The sequence below is a fragment of the Bradyrhizobium sp. WSM2793 genome (genome assembly GCF_000379585.1).
GTDB lineage: Bacteria > Pseudomonadota > Alphaproteobacteria > Rhizobiales > Xanthobacteraceae > Bradyrhizobium.
On record NZ_KB902769.1, the window covers coordinates 368,242 to 385,437 of the forward strand.

13 protein-coding genes and 2 pseudogenes are annotated in these 17,196 nt (G+C 62.7%); 8 read left to right on the forward strand and 7 right to left on the reverse strand.

What is annotated here, in order from left to right; genetic code table 11:
• Positions 1-218: 218 nt before the first annotated feature.
• From A3AS_RS0104915 to A3AS_RS0104935, 5 genes and pseudogenes are all read right to left on the reverse strand, one after another.
• Positions 219-1,031 (reverse strand): CarD family transcriptional regulator, encoded by an 813-nt coding sequence (locus A3AS_RS0104915; protein WP_084674786.1) that lies wholly within the window; start codon positions 1,029-1,031, stop codon positions 219-221.
• Positions 1,032-1,374: 343 nt separating this feature from the next.
• On the reverse strand, positions 1,375-1,713 hold the full coding sequence (gene fdxA, locus A3AS_RS0104920; RefSeq protein ID WP_011082989.1) for a ferredoxin FdxA: 339 nt from the start codon (positions 1,711-1,713) through the stop codon (positions 1,375-1,377).
• A 132-nt stretch (positions 1,714-1,845) separates the two neighbouring features.
• A pseudogene (locus A3AS_RS0104925) lies at positions 1,846-2,115 on the reverse strand (RNA-binding S4 domain-containing protein); the annotation flags it as partial.
• A gap of 75 nt (positions 2,116-2,190) precedes the next feature.
• A complete protein-coding gene (locus A3AS_RS0104930; RefSeq protein WP_018316486.1) occupies positions 2,191-5,607 on the reverse strand; it encodes a helicase-related protein in 3,417 nt (1,138 codons plus the stop codon).
• 810 nt (positions 5,608-6,417) lie between these two features.
• Positions 6,418-7,227, reverse strand: coding sequence for a DUF3108 domain-containing protein (locus tag A3AS_RS0104935; RefSeq protein WP_049814784.1), 810 nt, complete (start codon positions 7,225-7,227; stop codon positions 6,418-6,420).
• Between the two features lie 587 nt (positions 7,228-7,814).
• Between A3AS_RS0104935 and rpmB the strand changes: the two genes are divergently transcribed.
• The 6 genes and pseudogenes from rpmB (at position 7,815) to ftsZ (ending at position 13,583) form a co-directional block, all read left to right on the forward strand.
• Positions 7,815-8,126 (forward strand): 50S ribosomal protein L28, encoded by a 312-nt coding sequence (rpmB, locus tag A3AS_RS0104940; protein WP_018316488.1) that lies wholly within the window; start codon positions 7,815-7,817, stop codon positions 8,124-8,126.
• A gap of 242 nt (positions 8,127-8,368) precedes the next feature.
• On the forward strand, positions 8,369-9,496 hold the full coding sequence (locus A3AS_RS0104945; protein ID WP_084674787.1) for a dsDNA nuclease domain-containing protein: 1,128 nt from the start codon (positions 8,369-8,371) through the stop codon (positions 9,494-9,496).
• Positions 9,493-11,190, forward strand: a complete 1,698-nt coding sequence (locus tag A3AS_RS44740; RefSeq protein WP_018316490.1) for a hypothetical protein — start codon at positions 9,493-9,495, stop codon at positions 11,188-11,190. Before A3AS_RS0104945 ends, A3AS_RS44740 begins: the two co-directional genes overlap by 4 nt.
• A gap of 128 nt (positions 11,191-11,318) precedes the next feature.
• Positions 11,319-11,448, forward strand: a pseudogene (locus tag A3AS_RS48865) (phospholipase effector Tle1 domain-containing protein); the annotation flags it as partial.
• 170 nt (positions 11,449-11,618) lie between these two features.
• Positions 11,619-12,131 carry a hypothetical protein gene (locus A3AS_RS0104960; RefSeq protein WP_018316491.1) on the forward strand — a complete coding sequence of 171 codons (513 nt, stop codon included), beginning with the start codon at positions 11,619-11,621 and terminating at the stop codon, positions 12,129-12,131.
• Positions 12,132-12,326: 195 nt separating this feature from the next.
• The gene (gene ftsZ, locus A3AS_RS0104965) at positions 12,327-13,583 is read left to right on the forward strand and encodes a cell division protein FtsZ (RefSeq protein ID WP_018316492.1); all 1,257 of its coding nucleotides are present in this window, start codon (positions 12,327-12,329) and stop codon (positions 13,581-13,583) included.
• A gap of 565 nt (positions 13,584-14,148) precedes the next feature.
• On the opposite strand, the gene A3AS_RS0104970 is transcribed toward ftsZ, so the two are convergent.
• The gene (locus A3AS_RS0104970) at positions 14,149-14,697 is read right to left on the reverse strand and encodes a hypothetical protein (RefSeq protein WP_245283146.1); all 549 of its coding nucleotides are present in this window, start codon (positions 14,695-14,697) and stop codon (positions 14,149-14,151) included.
• Positions 14,698-14,995: 298 nt separating this feature from the next.
• Here A3AS_RS0104970 and A3AS_RS0104975 point away from each other — a divergent pair, with 298 nt between their 5' ends.
• Entirely contained in the window at positions 14,996-16,321 is a 1,326-nt protein-coding gene (locus A3AS_RS0104975) for a DUF2235 domain-containing protein (protein ID WP_018316494.1), read from the forward strand.
• A 342-nt stretch (positions 16,322-16,663) separates the two neighbouring features.
• Positions 16,664-16,909, forward strand: coding sequence for a PilZ domain-containing protein (locus A3AS_RS0104980; RefSeq protein ID WP_026201681.1), 246 nt, complete (start codon positions 16,664-16,666; stop codon positions 16,907-16,909).
• A gap of 134 nt (positions 16,910-17,043) precedes the next feature.
• Here A3AS_RS0104980 and A3AS_RS44745 read toward each other — a convergent pair.
• A partial coding sequence (locus A3AS_RS44745) for a transposase (RefSeq protein ID WP_157644205.1) occupies positions 17,044-17,196 on the reverse strand: 153 nt, incomplete at its 5' end.

The following is a 17,196-nucleotide window of genomic DNA, read 5'->3' on the forward strand; positions in this document are numbered from 1 at the left end:
ACCGCGGAATCTATCGTTGCGATCGGTAGGCGTACCGAACGACTAGTCTTCGTCAAACTTCTCCTTGGGGGTATGGGTCCCGGCGTTCGCCGGGACGACACCGAGTTTGTCGAGAGACCTCTTGCACAAAGCTTCAGTCATCGTCTTGGAAAACATTCCCCAAACAAAAAGCCCGGCTGGACAGCCGGGCTTTTGATCTCTTGCGAACGACGCGACGCTTACGCGGCCTCGTCGGCGACGGTGGTGTCGTCGCCATCGGTGTCGTCGGTATCGCCCTCGGCATCCGTATCGCCCTCGCCGTCGGCGGCTTCCGCCTTGGCGTTGGTGCGGCGCGGGCTCTTGGCGAGCTGGGCTTCGATCTCCTTGACCGCTTCGGTCTCGGTCGAGTGCTGCACCACCGCGATCTCGCGGGAGAGACGATCGAGCGCCGCTTCATAGAGCTGGCGTTCGCTGTAGGACTGCTCCGGCTGCGACTCCGAGCGGTAGAGGTCGCGCACGACTTCCGCGATCGCGACGATGTCGCCCGAATTGATCTTCGCTTCGTATTCCTGGGCGCGGCGCGACCACATGGTGCGCTTGACGCGGGCGCGGCCCTTGAGCGTCTCCAGCGCCTTCTTCACCAGCGCGGGCTCGGACAGCTTGCGCATGCCGACATTGGCGACCTTGGCGGTCGGCACGCGCAGCGTCATCTTGTCCTTGATGAAGTTGATGACGAACAGCTCGAGCTTCGCGCCGGCGATCTCCTGCTCCTCGATGGCCAGGATCTGGCCGACGCCGTGAGCGGGATAGACGACGAATTCATTGGCCTTGAAGCCCTGACGCTGGGTCACGACCTTCTTTTCCTCGACCTTCGGCGCAGCAGCCGCCGGCTTCACAGCGGGCTTGGCGGCAGCAACGGGAGCCTTGGCAGGAGCAGCAACGGGAGCCTTCGACGCGGCGGGCTTGGCAGCGGGAGCCTTGGCGGCAACGGGCTTGACAGCAGGCTTGGCAACGGTCGCTTTCGCGGCCGGTTTGGCAGTCTTGTTAGGCATTGCGCTTCTTTTGTTCTTCGAGGACTTTGCAGCCGGCGCCTTCGTCGCGGTCCGACCTTTGGATGCGCTACGGCTGGCCGCGGCGACTTTTTTGGCCTCCTTATGGGAAGCCCTCGCTGAAGTACTCTTTTTACGCGTTTTCTGTGACACAGCCTGCGCGCGGAAACTGCCACGCCCCTGTTCGACATTTGGTTTCACGGGAACCCAGCGGGGCCAACGGGGCTGACGGGTTCGGCTTAATGTGCCCAATATAGCACATTTCCCGCAAAAATCAATGATTTAGGGGTCTTGAGGGCTGGTTTTCGGCGGAAGCGCCGCTATTAGGGTTAAGTTTGAGCCCGATTCAGTCGCCGGAGCCGGGGTTCGGAGAAAAATATTTCTCGAACTTGCCTTCCATGCCGTCGAATTCCTTGGCGTCGGCAGGTGATTCTTTCTTCTGGGTGATGTTGGGCCAGCTCTTGGCGTAGTCGGCGTTGACCGAAAGCCACTTTTCCAGGCCCGGTTCCGTGTCTGGCTTGATGGCGTCGGCGGGGCATTCCGGCTCGCACACGCCGCAATCGATGCACTCGTCCGGATGGATGACGAGCATGTTGTCACCCTCGTAGAAGCAGTCGACCGGGCAGACCTCGACGCAGTCGGTGTACTTGCACTTGATGCAGTTTTCAGTGACGACGTAAGTCATCCAACGCTCCGAAAAGCTCTTTTAAAAGTCGCGGCTTGCGTAGCGCGTATGGCCCTGCGCTGCAAGGTCGGGAAGGCCCGATCATGACGGCTTTGTGTGTTTGATCGACCAAGAACTGAATTCGAAACGCAATTAATTGCGTTTCGCTTCGCTTAGCTCCTCAAAGAGCACCCGCGCCGCGGCAGCATCGCCACGGCGTTCGCTGAAGCCGGTGACCTTCAACACCCGCACGGTGCGATCGAGCGCGACGGTGATGACGTCGCCGATCTTGATCGCATGCCCCGGCGACTTTTCGCGCTCACCGTTGACGCGAACGTGGCCCGACCCGACGAGCTCGGCCGCGGAGGTGCGCGCCTTCACCACCCGCGCGTGCCACAGCCATTTGTCGAGGCGCTGCCGCTCGGTCGTCGTGGCTCTATTCCTTCTGACGCGTTTTCTTCACGCGAACCGCTCCGCACTTCGCTTGAAAACGCTATGCTACTCCTTCCGCCCGGACAGCTGCTCTTTCAGCGCCGCGAGCTTGGCGAAGGGCGAATTCGGATCGGCCGGACGATCGCGCTCGCGCGGATTTGCGCTCGAGGCGTAGGGACGCAGCGAGGGTCCACCCTGGCGGTCGCGGCCCTTGTCGCGGTCACGGCCGCGGTTGTCACGGCCCTTGTCGCGATCTCCGCCGAATTTGCCCTTGTCGCGATCGCGTCCCTTGTTGTCGCGATCCTTGCCCTCGAAGCGGCGGTTCCTGTCGTCGCGCCCCTCGGGACGCGGCGCGCCTTCGCCACCTTCGCGCGGCTTGCGGAAGTCTCTGCCGCCGTCCCTGCGATGGCCGCCATGACGATGGCCCGGCTTGGCGCCGTCGGCTGCTTCGCCGGGCGCGGCGCTCGCTGCAGCGCCAGCTTCAGCGCCGGCCTGCGGACGCTGATGGTGATGACGCTGGTGGCGATGGCGCTCGTGGCGCGGCTTGCGGTCCTCGTGACGGCCGCCGGGACGCCAGACCTCGATCAGCTCGGGCTCGGCGGGCGTCGCCGCAGCTTCGACAGGCGCGGCGGCGTCGGGTGACGCGGCGGCTTCGGTTGCGGCCGTCTCGGCCGGAGCGGCTTCGAGGCCGGCAGCCTCGGTGGGCGCAGCGGGCTCGTCCGCCGGCGGCGCAATGCCGGGGGCGTCTTCGGGCGTGACAGGGGCCTCGGGTGAGGCTTCGAGCGCGGGCTCAGCCTCCTGAGCCGGCTCGTCCTGCAGCTCCATGCCGGGCGCATCTTCGACCGTGACCGGCTCGGCGACAGCTTCGGTGGAGGCTTCCGCCGGCAGGCCGGCAACGGCCTCCGCCGCGGTCTCGGTCGAGGTCTCTGTCGCGGACTCGGCGCTGCCTTCAGCCGGCGGCGTCTCGGCCGCGACCGTTTCCACCACGGCCGGCTTTTGCGGCAGCGGCGGACGCTTCTCCATGCGATAGCCGAGGGCACGCAGGACCGAGGCGAAATCCTCGCCGGCCGAACCGGTGAGCGAGGTCATCGCCTGCGTCACCACAAAACCGCGGCCATCGAAGGCGCCGGCCGGCTTTTCGCCGGATGCGTTCTCGCGCCAGGCCAGCGCCGGGCGGATCAGATCGGCAAGACGCTCCAGAATGTCGACGCGCACGGCGCGTTCGCCGGCCTGCTTGTAGCCGAGCACGCGATAGGCATCGCGCGGCAGGGCCTTGTCGACCGGGAACGAGGTGCGGCCCGAGGATGCCAGATGCTGCGCGCCCGAGAGCGAGGACAGATCGACATTGTCCTGCTTCAGCGCCCAGAGCAGCGCTGCGAGCGCGCGCGCGGCGGGCTTCAAAAGGCCGGGGAAATAGATGTGATAGGCGCCGAAACGGACGCCATATTTGCGCAACACCGCGCGCGAGGGCTGGTCGAGATCCTTCAGCTCGTTGGCGATCTTGGGACGCTCGAGCACGCCGAGGGCCTCGACGAGCTGATAGGCGATGCCGCGGGCGATGCCGGTGACATCCTCGGCCTTGGAGAGCTCGAACATCGGCCCGAGCAGCTTCTCGACATGGGTCTTGAGCCAGAGCTCGAGCCGGGCCTGCACCTTCTCGCGGGGGCCGCCGGTCAGGCGCTCGTCGGAGATGATGCGGATGCGCGGATGCAGCGCGTCCTCTGCGGCGGACAGCCGCGCCACGGCGTCGCCGGTCCAGCGGATGGTGCCTTCCGAGGTCAGCACGAATTGATCGTCGGGCGCATTGCCGAGCTTTTCGGCGCGCGTGTTGATCTCGCCGGCGAGCACTGCTTGCGCTGCAGCCTGCAAGGCTTTCGCATCCGAGCCGGCTTCCGCCGCATCCGGTGCAAAGGTGAAGCCGTCGAGGCGGCCGATGACATGGCCTTCGACGATGACTTCGCCGGTCTTGCCGATTTCAGTATTCAAGCTCGTGTTCTCCCGCAGGCGGCGCATCAATACACTGGTCCGGCGATCAACGAAACGCTCAGTCAAGCGTTCATGGAGCGCATCCGATAATTTATTTTCGACCTCCCGCGCGATCCCCTGCCAGCGTTCGGGGTCTTTCAGCCAGTCCGGGCGGTTGGCGACGAAGGTCCAGGTGCGGATCTGCGCGATCCGGGCCGACAGCGTGTCGATATCGCCGTCGATGCGGTCGGCCTGGGTGATCTGGGCTTCGAACCAGGCGTCGGGGATGCATCCCTTCCGCATCAGGAAGCCGTACAGCGTCGTCACCAGCTCGGCATGGGCGGCCGGCGACAATTTTCGGTAATCGGGGACCTGACAGGCCTCCCACAGCCGCTCCACCGCCGCCTTGCCATGCGCGATATCGCGCACCTCGACGTCGCGGGCGGCATGATCGAGCACGCGCATGTCCTCGGCGACCGGGGCGCGCGTCAGCGCCTCGTGGCCGGGGGCGAGGTTCAGGGACACCTGGAGCGCGCCGAGCGAGGAGAAATCCAGCCTGGCGTTGCGCCATTGCAGCATCTTCACGGGATCGAAGGTGTGGTTCTGCAGCGCGTTGACGAGCTCGGGCTCGAACGGCGCGCAGCGGCCGGTGGTGCCGAAGGTGCCGTTGCGCGTGGCGCGGCCGGCGCGGCCGGCGATCTGCGCGAATTCGGACGGCGTCAGCCTACGGAACTGGTAGCCGTCGAACTTGCGGTCCGAGGCAAACGCAACGTGGTCGACGTCGAGATTGAGGCCCATGCCGACCGCGTCGGTGGCGACGAGATAATCGACGTCGCCGTTCTGGAACATCGCCACTTGCGCGTTGCGCGTGCGGGGCGAGAGCGAGCCCAGCACCACGGCGGCGCCGCCGTGCTGGCGGCGGATCAGCTCGGCGATGGCGTAGACTTCGTCGGCCGAGAACGCGACGATGGCGGTGCGGCGCGGCTGGCGCGTGATCTTGCGGTCGCCAGCGAATTCGAGCTGCGACAGGCGCGGCCGCGTGATCATGGAGACGCCAGGCAGCAGTCGCTCGATGATGGGGCGCATCGTGGCGGCGCCCAGCAGCAGCGTCTCGTCGCGGCCGCGGCGGTTGAGGATGCGATCGGTGAAGACGTGGCCGCGTTCGAGGTCGGAGGCGATCTGGACCTCGTCGACGGCGAGGAAGGAGAGGTCGAGGTCGCGCGGCATCGCCTCGACGGTCGATACCCAATAGCGCGGATTCCTGGGCTTGATCTTCTCCTCGCCGGTGACGAGCGCGACCGCCTCGGCGCCGACCCTGCCAGCGATCTTGTTGTAGACCTCGCGCGCGAGCAGGCGCAGCGGCAGGCCGATCATCCCCGACGGATGCGCCAGCATCCGCTCGATGGCGAGATGGGTCTTGCCGGTGTTGGTCGGCCCGAGCACCGCAGTGACGCCGGCGCCAGGCACGCGATCGGACGGCGCGCGCTCGGAAGCGAAGGGGGAGGAGGAAAAGGGCATCTGGGGGATTAGGTAGTGGCGATTTGGGCGAATGTCAGTGCTGTCTGGGGCGGGGGCGGGGCTTGGGGGCTGATCCGCCCACCATCAGCCCGTCATCCTGAGGCGCGAGCCATGCGGCGCATCGCGCCGCATGGGGAGCCTCGAAGGATGAACGGTCCGGGTGCCAACCCAGCGAATGTCCGCGGCGCCAGCCGGGCCCGTTGCCCTTCGAGGTCCGCTGAAGAAGCGGCCACCTCAGGGTGACGGGATGTGGCAGCGGAGAATCCGGCGCCTCCCCAAACCTCGCGCAACTGTCTCACTTTGCGACGCTTTTCCCGTTGGTCTTAAGCTTCGGAACGACTCTAGAACGAATCGCGGCCGAATCGCTGACTCCCCCTGGAGTCATGTTCCGTTCACGCAACATGTCGCGGGAGTCTTGTTGGCTGCAACTAGATGGAGTTTTGGGCCGCCGTACAAGTGACGTTTCGATGGCGCAAAGCCTTAAGTTGGGGACGGCGCGGAGTCGAATCAGAATCGGGAAGGAGTCAAATGGATTCCAGGATCGAGGCCGCCCGAACTCGTTTTCGCGAAAACAACCCCATGCACAGTAGGGATGTGCTTGAAATCACGACACTTCTTCCGTCATCCTGAGGTGCGAGTGGCGCGGTGCCCAGCACCGCGCCGGGAGCCTCGAAGGATGGACGGCCCGGTTGCGGCGGCTGGCGCTGGTTTCCTCGCGGTGAGAGCCGAGCTGTCGCCCTTCGAGGGCCGCCAAAGAGGCGGCCACCTCAGGGTGACGAGTTAACAAAGGACAGGCGCGGAAACAGCCGCTTACTGCGTCTTCGCCACCCTTGGCGGCTGGGCCGTGGTGATGAAGCTGGTGGCTTCCAGCATGGCCGGGCCGAGCGGCGTCGGCACTTTCAGCCAGAACGGGACCAGGATGCGGGTGCCGGCGACGGGGGCGAAGGCGATCTCGATGTTGCGCTGGGCGGCGAGGTATTTGATCACGGGGCGGTCCGGGATGTAGCCGGCGACGGGCACGAAATAGAGCGAACAGACCACCACCGGGCCATGATAGCCCTTCTCCGCCTTCACGCTCTCCATGCGCTTGAAATCGAGCTTCAGATCGTAGCGCATGCGGCCGTCGAACACGGGCGCCGAGTTGTGGCAGGCGTCCGGCGAGACGGGATCGCCATTGCCGGGCACGCGCAGCAGCGAGGCCGTCATGGGGTCCCAGACGCCGCGGCGATGCGCGTCGGTGACGACGATGCGGTCCGGATCGACGGGCGGCTCCGGCAGAATCGCAAAATCCTTCACATTGCCCTTGTCGAGCGTGATGCGGATCTCTTCGGTCTTCTTCGAGGTGGTGGTGGAGGCCTGGTAGCCGGTCGCGACCAGCGCGCCATTGACGATGCGCCCCTGCGAGGCGCCGGTGCCGGACCCGCCGGTGAACGACTTCAGAAGCCCCGAGGTGCCGCCCGCGGCCGCCGCCGAGAACACGTCGTCCTGGATGTCGATGTTCCATGCGCCCTTGCCGACGGGAATGCCGGCCAGCGAGGCCTCATACTGCGCCTCAAGCTTGCCCTGCGCCGCCGCCGGCACCGCGCCCCACGCCACCACCAGGCCGCAAAGCGCCGCCAGCCAGCCGGCAAAGCGCGGGCGGACTGAGCGCTGTTCTGGCGCAAAAGGGGACGTTGTGAGCACGAAACAATCCAATCGGGGCGCGACGGTTGTTACTTAAGCCAAAAAGCGCGGCAAACAATGTGTCCGGGCGACATGAGGCCGGGAACTCCACCGGACTCTTCGGCGCGAATACGCCCTTTATGTGATGGTAAGGCGCGACAAACATTGCCGTTTTGGTGATCGGGGGTAGCCGCGGGCTCCCAGCCTCTCCCGCCTGCGGGAGAGCACAGGCCGCCTTCGGCGGCCGTCCTCTTGAGAACGCCGAGGCGGAGCCTCGGCTATGGCGAAGCGCGGGTGAGGGCTTTCTCCTCTGGGGGGCACTAGCTAGTGTCCCCCAGAGGAAAGAGCCCTCACCCCCCCTCTCCCGCAGGCGGGAGAGGGAGCGCACCACCCCGGCGGCCCCAAAAGACCGCCCAAAACCTTGACTGGCCGCCCCTTCCCCCCTATACGTCCGCCCGCTCCCTGCAAGGACAAAAGAATTAGCCCCCGTGGCGCCCAGAATGGCGGCCGCAATCGTTGGGGGATCGAACTCAAGGATTTATGCCATGTCTCGCCGCTGCGAACTGACGGCCAAGGGCCCCCTCGTCGGCCACAAGGTCAGCCACTCCAACATCAAGACCAAGCGCCGCTTCCTGCCGAACCTGGTCAACGTGACCTTCATCAGCGAAGCCCTGGAGCGCAACGTGCGCCTGCGCGTCTCGACCAACGCGGTCAAGAGCGTCGACCACAATGGCGGCCTCGATGCCTTCCTGCTCAAGGCCAACGCCGACGTGCTGTCGCCGCGCGCCCTCGAGCTGAAGCGCGCCATCCAGAAGAAGGTCGGCCCGACGGCCGCGCCAGCCAAGAAGGCCAGCTAAGTTTTTTAGGTTAGGGCGGGGGCTAAGTTGCGTCGCGTGGCGTAGGCTTAGCCAGTAGAGTTTGCGTTGCGGCCGGATCGGAAGATCCGGCCGTTTTTGTTTGTGGGGGGAGATCTTCTAATCTGGGCGCCCTACTCGACTATTTGACGAGACACACAATCCACCGGATTGCTCGCGATGGTTGTCATCTTGGCCATTGTAACTAAACTGACTGAGTCGCCAGAGGTTGCCTGAGGGAAGTGTTGTCATTCGCCAACAGACTCGTCACCGAGCCGCAGCGTGAGAAGTCGGGAGAAACGGGAGCACAGCGCTACGATTATCAAGCGCTATGGGCTTTGACGCTTGTTTTCAGCCAACATCAGCAAAGCACTGACTACGCGATCTCATTTGAATTCCACGACGACATTGTTCATCTCAACAGCTCCTCCTCGCCCTCACTAGCTTCCTTCTATCAAGTGAAGACGAAGTCGAAGGGTCACTGGACGCTGACTGAGCTCACCAACCGAAAGAAAAGAAAGAACGATCCGAACAACGGCTTCCTGCCCTCTCACCTTGGGAAGATGTACTCAAACTACGAACTCTTCCCAGCAGAAACCGGCAAGCTTGTCTTCGTGTCGAATGTGCCTTGCCAATTCTTTGACGCGGCAGCGACCATTTGCTCGATGTCCGACACCAATACCAAGACGCTTTCCGATATGACTGCGAAATTGCAGGCAGAGTATCCTCAAGCCACATCAACGATTGTGGATAAGTACTTCCATTTCATCCGAGCAGACCTCAGTCTCGGAGATAGCTCAGCACACATGAAAGGCATGTTGACTGAATTCATTCACGGCCAACTTGGACCAGTCGAATTCAATCCTGATAGCGTCTATAAGACCATTGTCGAAGAATGCCGGCAGCGCTCCAAGTACACTGGAAGCATACAGACGTTTGATGAACTAATTAGGCGGAAATCCATCACGAAGGCTCTCGTCGATGAGTGGCTAAGAGCCATTGAACTAAAGCATCGCGTACCGGACTGGAACGCGATCGTATTACTGCTTGATACCAGTGATGTTCTCGCGATTGCAGATCTGAGCCGCGAATGGACGCGATATCGAGCTGTAGCACTCGATTCAAGCAACTTGGCCCTGAATATGGTTCGGGACAAAATACGAGTGCAAATCGACGCATGCGCGAGCCTCGGTCTGTCGCTGCAGCCGCTCATAGATATCGTTTATCCTTTCGTTGAGCCGTTCGCCGTTGCTACGATTCCGCTGCTCAAAACAGCCAGATTGAAAGCAATGATTATATACGAGGTATTTACGCATGACCCCTCAAGAGCGGTTCAAGCGCCTAATCCGCAACCTGCGAACGCGCAACCATGAAAAGCTTGCGATTTCAAAAACTGTATCTGTGCTCCGAAATCGAAAAGTCGGCGAAGATCGTAACGTTCGATCAGAAGACGACAGTAGTCCTCGGCGAGAATGATACAGGCAAGTCCTGCCTTTTGAAGTCGATTTACGCCGCCTTTGGGGCAGACGCCTTCAGGGTGAGCCCGAGCTGGGAATCGCTTAAGGTCGATCTGTTGCTCGAATTCACAATCGACGAGCAAGCGTATCGGGTACTAAGAACGGGAAGCTTTTTTGCTCTCTTCGACGGAAATGGACAGAAAATTTGGGAAGGATCCGGCATTGTCGGGGGGATTGCGCCCGTATTGGCCAACCTGCTCGACTTCAGATTGACGCTGCAAGATCGAAGCGGAAATCAAGTGGTTCCTCCCCCTGCTTACTGTTTTCTTCCATTCTACGTTGATCAGGACATTGGCTGGATCAAGACCTGGAGTTCGTTCTCTTCTCTGCACATGTTCGAGGGCTACAAGCACGATGTATCGTACTTTCACGCAGGGCTCCTGCCAAACGAGTACTTCGTCGCGAAGGGAGCAAAATTAGAAGCAGAGAGGACAAAGAACGAGCTTAAGACAGAACAACGAGCTCTGGAGCGAGCGACCACCCGACTCAGAACTCGAGATCGCAAGACCATAAGATTCGACTTGGACCCCGCATCATTCGGTGAACAAATATCAGCTCTATTGAGAGAGTGTGAAGAACTGCAGCTTCAGCAGGATGCAGTTCAAAGAACACTTTCAGAGTTGAGTTCAAAGCGGGTTATGCTCCTTGAGCAGAAGGAGTTAGCCTCGAACGCTCTTGTTGAATTAGATGCCGATTATGAGTTTCTTCGAGACGAGAGTGAACCTGAGATTGTTTGCCCCACCTGCGGAACGATTCACACGAACGATTTTTCGAATAAGTTTGGTCTCGTATCTGACGCCGAGTCGTGTCGCCGCCTTTTGCTTGAGGTGCAGCACGAGATCGATATCGTCGACGAGCAGATTTCCACTCAGCGCGCCAGCTTCGGCTCATTTGGCGATAAAATGGGGCGCATAAACGCTCTCCTGGACGAACAGCGGGGCGAACTAAGGCTTCGCGATCTGATCGAAGGTGAAAGCGAGCGCCTCGTTGATACCGCGCTGGATAGTGAGCGCAAGGACTTGGAAGCGAGAATCCGCGAACAAGAAGCGAGATCCGATGAAGCGGTCCATACGATGAAGTCTTTTGAGGGACGCAAATTTCAAAAGCCGATTAAGGATCGATACTTCGCTTACATGAAGAGCTTTGTGACGCAGCTTAAGGTGCCTAATCTCCCGGAGAAGAGCTATAAGAGAATTGATTGTTCTATTAAAGAGACGGGCAGCGATTTGCCGCGCGCCTTACTTGCGTACTATCTCGCGTTCATTCACACGATGCGGAGCAGCGACTCACCCTTGTGTCCTCTCATTATCGACACACCCGTTCAGCAAGATCAAGATTCGGTGAATGCCGCCCGTATGATTGAAGCGTGTCTGACAGGAGCGCCAGCTGGAACGCAGGTCATCCTAGGAACAGTCGGCCTGCATGGAGTAGCATACGAGGGCCATACAATCAGAACGGAGACAAAATATCGTCTCTTGAGCCGGAATGATTATGACGAAGTCGCCGTGCACCTGAAACCGCATTTTGCACAAATTCTGCAACGCAAGTGATTTTTAGGATGGAAGCCGATCAAGAACAGGTCAGCCAAATTCAACTTGCGAGTTGGCCCGCTCGCCCGTGCCCTTCCCCTCCTTTTCAGCTATACTCGCCCCGGTAGCATCCCCCCGAGGCGCATCCCATAGACCACGCGCACACCGCCCCCAACCCCTCTCCGAAAAACCTCGTCATCTGCTGTGACGGCACCGGCAACGAGATTTTCGGAGAACATCTCCAACGTCCTGAAGCTCTATCGCTGCCTGCGCAAGACGGCCGCGGCAGATGGTGCTCTGCGATCCCGGGGGTCGGCTCGGTGGCGGGCACTCGTAAACACCCCCCGCACCCGTTAACCGTCCATTAACCAACGCACCCTAGCCTGCTGTAATCGTCCAGCCATCATTAGCTCGAAATGCCTTCCCGGTTCGCTCCAGGAGAAGCGCCGATGTGCGTTGCGTTGTTGACGTATGCCGATCTCAGTGCCCGCCTCAATATCTCGCGCGAGGCCGCGCGGTCGCTGGCGCGACGACGCCTTCTGCCGCGCTCGCGTTCGGATGACGGCAAGGCCCTGGTGAGCGTTGATCTCGCCGAGCTCCGGTACACGCCCCGCCCGCGACGTGCCCGCCCGGCAGACCCCATCGCCGCCTCCATGGCAAGGATCGAGGCGGTCAAGACCGAGTCCTTCAAGGCGGAGATCGCGCGGCTCGAAGACGTCGCAACCGCCTACAGGGCCGTGTTCGAGCGCGAGCGGGAGCGCGCCGACCGCCTCGCCGCCGAGCTGCAGCAGGCGACCGCCGAGACCATGGCAGCCAATTCGTGGGCGTCGCGACTGGAAGACGAAGTGACGGCGCTGCGGAGCGATCGCCGGGGCGGCTCGATCGCGGGACACGCCGCGCGTCGATTGGGACATCTGGCCGCCGCCATCGTCAAAGCAGACCGCGCGGCTAGGGCGCGATGAGATTGGGATGAATCGTCATCGCGCTCTAGTTTTTGTTCGAGCATGATCTCCGCGCAAACGCGTTCCGCGTTTGTCGCGAAGGAAAAGCGCTTCGCACTTTGCGCTCACGCGGCCCTTCGGGTCCGGATCATGCTTGCAGGTAGCACTCGAGACTTTCTTTAATCCCCGGCTTGCCGGACCAATCGCGAGGGAAAAATGGCTGGCAATATCGATATTCATGAAATGAAGGCCCGCATCGTCGTGTTCGGTGTCGGCGGCGCAGGCGGCAATGCCGTCAACAACATGATCACGGCCGGGCTGCAAGGGGTCGAGTTCGTGGTCGCCAACACCGACGCGCAGGCGCTGGCCATGTCGAAGGCGAAGCACCTCATCCAGCTCGGCACACATGTCACCGCAGGCCTCGGCGCCGGCTCGCAGCCGGAACTGGGCCGCGCCGCAGCCGAGGAGGCCATCGATGCGATCCGCAATCAGTTGACCGGCGCGCACATGGTGTTCGTAACCGCCGGCATGGGCGGCGGCACCGGCACCGGAGCTGCGCCGGTCGTCGCCAGGACCGCGCGTGAGCTCGGCATTCTCACGATCGGCGTGGTCACCAAGCCGTTCTACTTCGAGGGCCAGCGCCGCATGCGCTTCGCCGAGGCCGGCATCGAGGAGCTGCTGAAGACGGTCGACACCCTCCTGATCATCCCGAACCAGAACCTGTTCCGGGTGGCCAGCGACAAGACCACATTCGCCGATGCCTTCGCCCTTGCCGACCAGGTGCTTTATTCGGGGGTGGCCTGCATCAGCGACCTCATCGTCAAGGAAGGCCTGATCAATCTCGATTTCGCCGACGTCCTCTCCGTCATGAAGGAGAAGGGCAAGGCCATGATGGGACGAGGCGAGGCCTCCGGCGAGAAGCGCGTGCTCGCCGCCGCCGTCGCCGCGATCTCCAATCCGTTGATCGAGAACCCCTCGATCAAGCGCGCCAGTGGCCTCATCATCTCCATCACCGGCGGCAAGGATCTCATGCTGTACGAGGTCGACGAAGCGGCCAGCCGCATTCGCGACGAGGCCGACCCGGACGCCAACATCATCGTCGGCGCGTCCTTTGACGAAAGCCTAGAGGGCATCGTCCGCGTCTCGGTGGTGGCGACCGGTATCGACAATCTCGACCCGGCGCAGGCGCTGCCGGTGGAAACCGCCCTCACGCAGCTCGCCGGCAGGCTGCGCAACGACGGCCGCCGCATCGCCGATCGCATCGAGCGCAGCGCACCGGTTCCGCAAGCGGGCAGCCCGCCGCTCCGCCCGCAGCCGCACCACCCCGTGGGGCCACCGGCACGGCCGGGTCTGGACCATGCGCGGCAGCCGGCGCTTCAGCCGCTCGATTCTTATGGCCGCGCGCCTGCGCGCAATGCGCCCGACGAGGCCGTTCTCGATATCCCGGCCTTCCTGCGCCGCGCCGCCAACTGAGTGGTGGCGAGAGCCGCGGTAGCCAATGCCGGAACTCAATCGCCGCTACGCGACAACGCGCTGAGATTAGCCTTGTTCTAGCCACGCGCGCGGTGGCTCCCTCTCCCGCTTGCGGGAGAGGGTTGGGGAGAGGGTGTTTCCGCAATGGGACACTCCCGATGTGGAAAGAGCCCCCACCCGGCGCTTCGCGCCGACCTCCCCCGCAAGCGGGGCTATCGCATATGAATTTCACGAGGACCGTGGGCTTGCTCCGCCTCTCCCGCTTGCGGGAGAGGCCGACGCGCCCCGGGCGATGCGAAGCATCGTCCCGAGCGCGGCGGGTGAGGGTTCTCACCACTCGGGGACATTCGCCGCCATTCTCAACAATCCCAATGCGGAGACAGCCCCCACCCCAGCCCTCCCCCGCAAGCGGGAGAGGGAGCCGACTGCCAATGCCGCCGCATCGTGCACGCCTTATGCGATAGCCCTGCCCGCAAGCGGGAGAGGTTGAGCGAGCCCGCGGCCCGCTCGATCCAACCAAAAGCCATTCTGCTCCAGATCCGCGCGCTTAGAGCGCGCAGATCATTCACGCTGCCGTGCTGCGCGGGCTCTCCGCGGTTTCCTTCTTGTCCGATTCCTTGTCGCGCGACAGCCAGGCCGGAAAGCGAAGCAGGCGTTCGTTGGTGTCTTTCGGCAGCTCGACGGGCGGCGCTTCAACGGCCGAACTCGGCAAGTCCAGCGCGGCCTGTCCGGATCGCACCGCATCCGCACGCTGATCCAGTTCGCGCAAGAGGGGATCGAGCACGCTGTCGATCTCGGTCGCCACCGACACGAGGAAACTATTGAGCTCGCGCGCCTCGGGCACGACGGCCGCAGCCGATTCGATCGCGCTGGAGAGACCGTCGACGACGGGCGCAAACGCGCCCGCGGCTTGCTTCACTCGCGTCTTGATCATTTCGATCTCGCCCAGGACGCGCTCGCGCTCCCGCCTTTTCTTCTCTTCGATGAGGCGGGCTTCGATTTCGGCGATCTGGGCCGTCAGGGTCGTGGCTTCGGATGCGAGCGCATCGCGTCGTCCGCGCGCGCGATCGAGATCGCGGCTGAGATTGTCCACTAAGTCGTCCTTTCCGAACATGGCTTTGCTCCGTAGGACAGGCGCTTTGCCCTGTAGGACGGCCTTGGCGCGAACCGCCAGCCTCGCCACCGACCGGATGGCCGGATCGGCCGAAACAGGCATCAACCTCGGTCGCGTCACATGGGCCGACATGGTGATCCCCCCATGGTCAACATTAGGCAACCGCATGGTTAACAAGAGGTTAATATCAACAGATGATGGGCAATGGGGCTCGGTGCCTGCGAGGCCGCCTTCGTCTCCTCGCTGCCATCCCTTTCCGCTATACTCGCCCCGGTAGCATCACCCCGAGGCGCATCCCATGGACCCCGCCCACACCACCTCATCCAACCCCTCCCCGAAAAACATCGTCATCTGCTGTGACGGCACCGGCAATGAGATCAGCGAGAACATCTCCAACGTCCTGAAGCTGTATCGCTGCCTGCGCAAGACCGAGAAGACGCAGCCGCGGCAGATGGTGTTTTACGATCCCGGGGTCGGCACGGTGACGGAGCCGACGACGTGGCACCGGCTCAAGGCCAATATCAATTTGGTGCTGGGGCTCGCGACCGGCTACGGGCTCGATGACAATGTGCTCAGCGCCTATTGCTTCCTGGTCGAGCATTACGCGCCGGGCGACAAGATCTATCTTTTCGGCTTTTCGCGCGGGGCCTACACGGTTCGCGTGCTGGCCGGGCTGATCCACAAGGTCGGGCTGATCAGGCCGGAGCAGGCGAACCTCGCCGGCTCGGGCCTCGTCGCCTACAAGCAATATTCCGGCACCGGGCGCGGCAACGACATCGAAGACCTCAGGAACGTCGCCTTCGACGACCAGGGGCCGCTGCCGAAGGATGAGTTCGATCTCGCCGCGCAGTTCGCGCGCATCACCTCGACGCGCTGGCCGACCATCCACTTCATCGGCGTGTGGGACACGGTGGCGAGCGTGATCGTGCCGCGCGCCGACCGGCTGTTCTGGCCGAGCCTGGAGGAGCTCGCCTTTACGCTGCGCAACCCCAGCGTCAAGATCTTCCGGCAGGCGATCGCGATCGACGAGCGGCGCTGCATGTTCCGCCTGAAAAAATACGAAGAGCCGCAGGAGTTCTGGAGCAACCGCTACGTGCCTGATGAAAAGAAGGTGCCGCAGGACATTCTGCAGGTGTGGTTCGCCGGCGTGCACAGCGACGTCGGTGGCGGCTATCCGGAAGCCGAGAGCGGGGACTCCAAATATCCGTTGCTGTGGATGATCGACGAGGCGGAGAAGGCGGGGCTGAACTTCAACCCCGCGACCATCAAGCAGCTCGCCTGGGGCATCCAGCGCAAGAACTCACCGTTCCAGTATGTCGAGCCGGCCTACACCGGCAAGACCGGCATGCTGCACGATTCCATGACGGCGGGCTGGCGACTGCTGGAGTTCTTGCCGAAGAGCGCGAAGTACAAGGAGTGGCCGGAGCGGAAAGTGTTTCTCGGCTTCTACATCCCCGATTGCGAGCCGCGCCCCATCCCCGAAGGCGCGCATGTGCATGAGAGCGTGTTGAAGCGGATGGCGGTGGAGCCGGATTACCGGCCGGTGAATCTGCCGAAGGACTATGTGACGGTGCCGATGCCGGTGGGGCCGCAGCATGCGGAGGCGGAGACGGTGGGGGTGTGAGGAGGGCGGCGCTCTCATTGACGGGTGCAGGTGCGCGCCAAAATCACCGCTGTCGTCCCTGCGAAAGCAGGGACCCATAACCACAGGGAGGGGTCTGGCGACGATCAGTCGTTCGGGATTGCTACCGCGCGCAATCGATGAATCACGCGGTATGGGTCCCTGCCTTCGCAGGGACGACAGGGGAGTCTGAGGCGAACCCCCACCCCGCTACCGCCGCTTTCTTCCTTCGCCGCTACTTTTCATTAAAATTCTTCCGCCCGCCTTAGCTGGATCGCATCATCTGCGTTCCATCATTGGCTCCGAACCCGCCGCGAGAACCTGCGGAATTGGAGGAGAGTGCCAATGTATCCGCGTAAATATGCCCGCGTGAAGCCTGCCGGGCTGGTGTCGCGCCAGGCCAAGATCATCACCGACCCGCGCGCGCCTGTCATCAACTGCACGCTGATCGACTATTCGCCCGGCGGCGCCTGCGTCGATCTCGGCGGCCAGGTGAACATCCCCGACCGCTTCGAGCTGCTGCACGTCAACACCAAGAAGCGCTGCCGCATCGCCTGGAAGCGCGGCACGCGCGTGGGCGTGGTGTTTTGAGGGATTTCCTTCTTGCCCTCTCCCCTTGTGGGCCTGTTGCGTTATCGGTCTTGGAGGCTGAGGACATGAGGAGAGAGGGGCGCGGTCACGGCAATTGCCAGCGAGGTCTCTAGTGTTCGCCCTCGGCGGGCGGTTCAGGCCGCGATCGTGGCCCACCGCCTCATGTTGAAAGCGATCGAGGCGAGCAGGACCTGCCCGCTTGCCTTCATCAGACCAACGTAGCGGATGCAGGTCAGTCGCATGCGGCGTTTGAGAGTGGCGAAGGTGGTCTCAACCTGGGCTCGTCG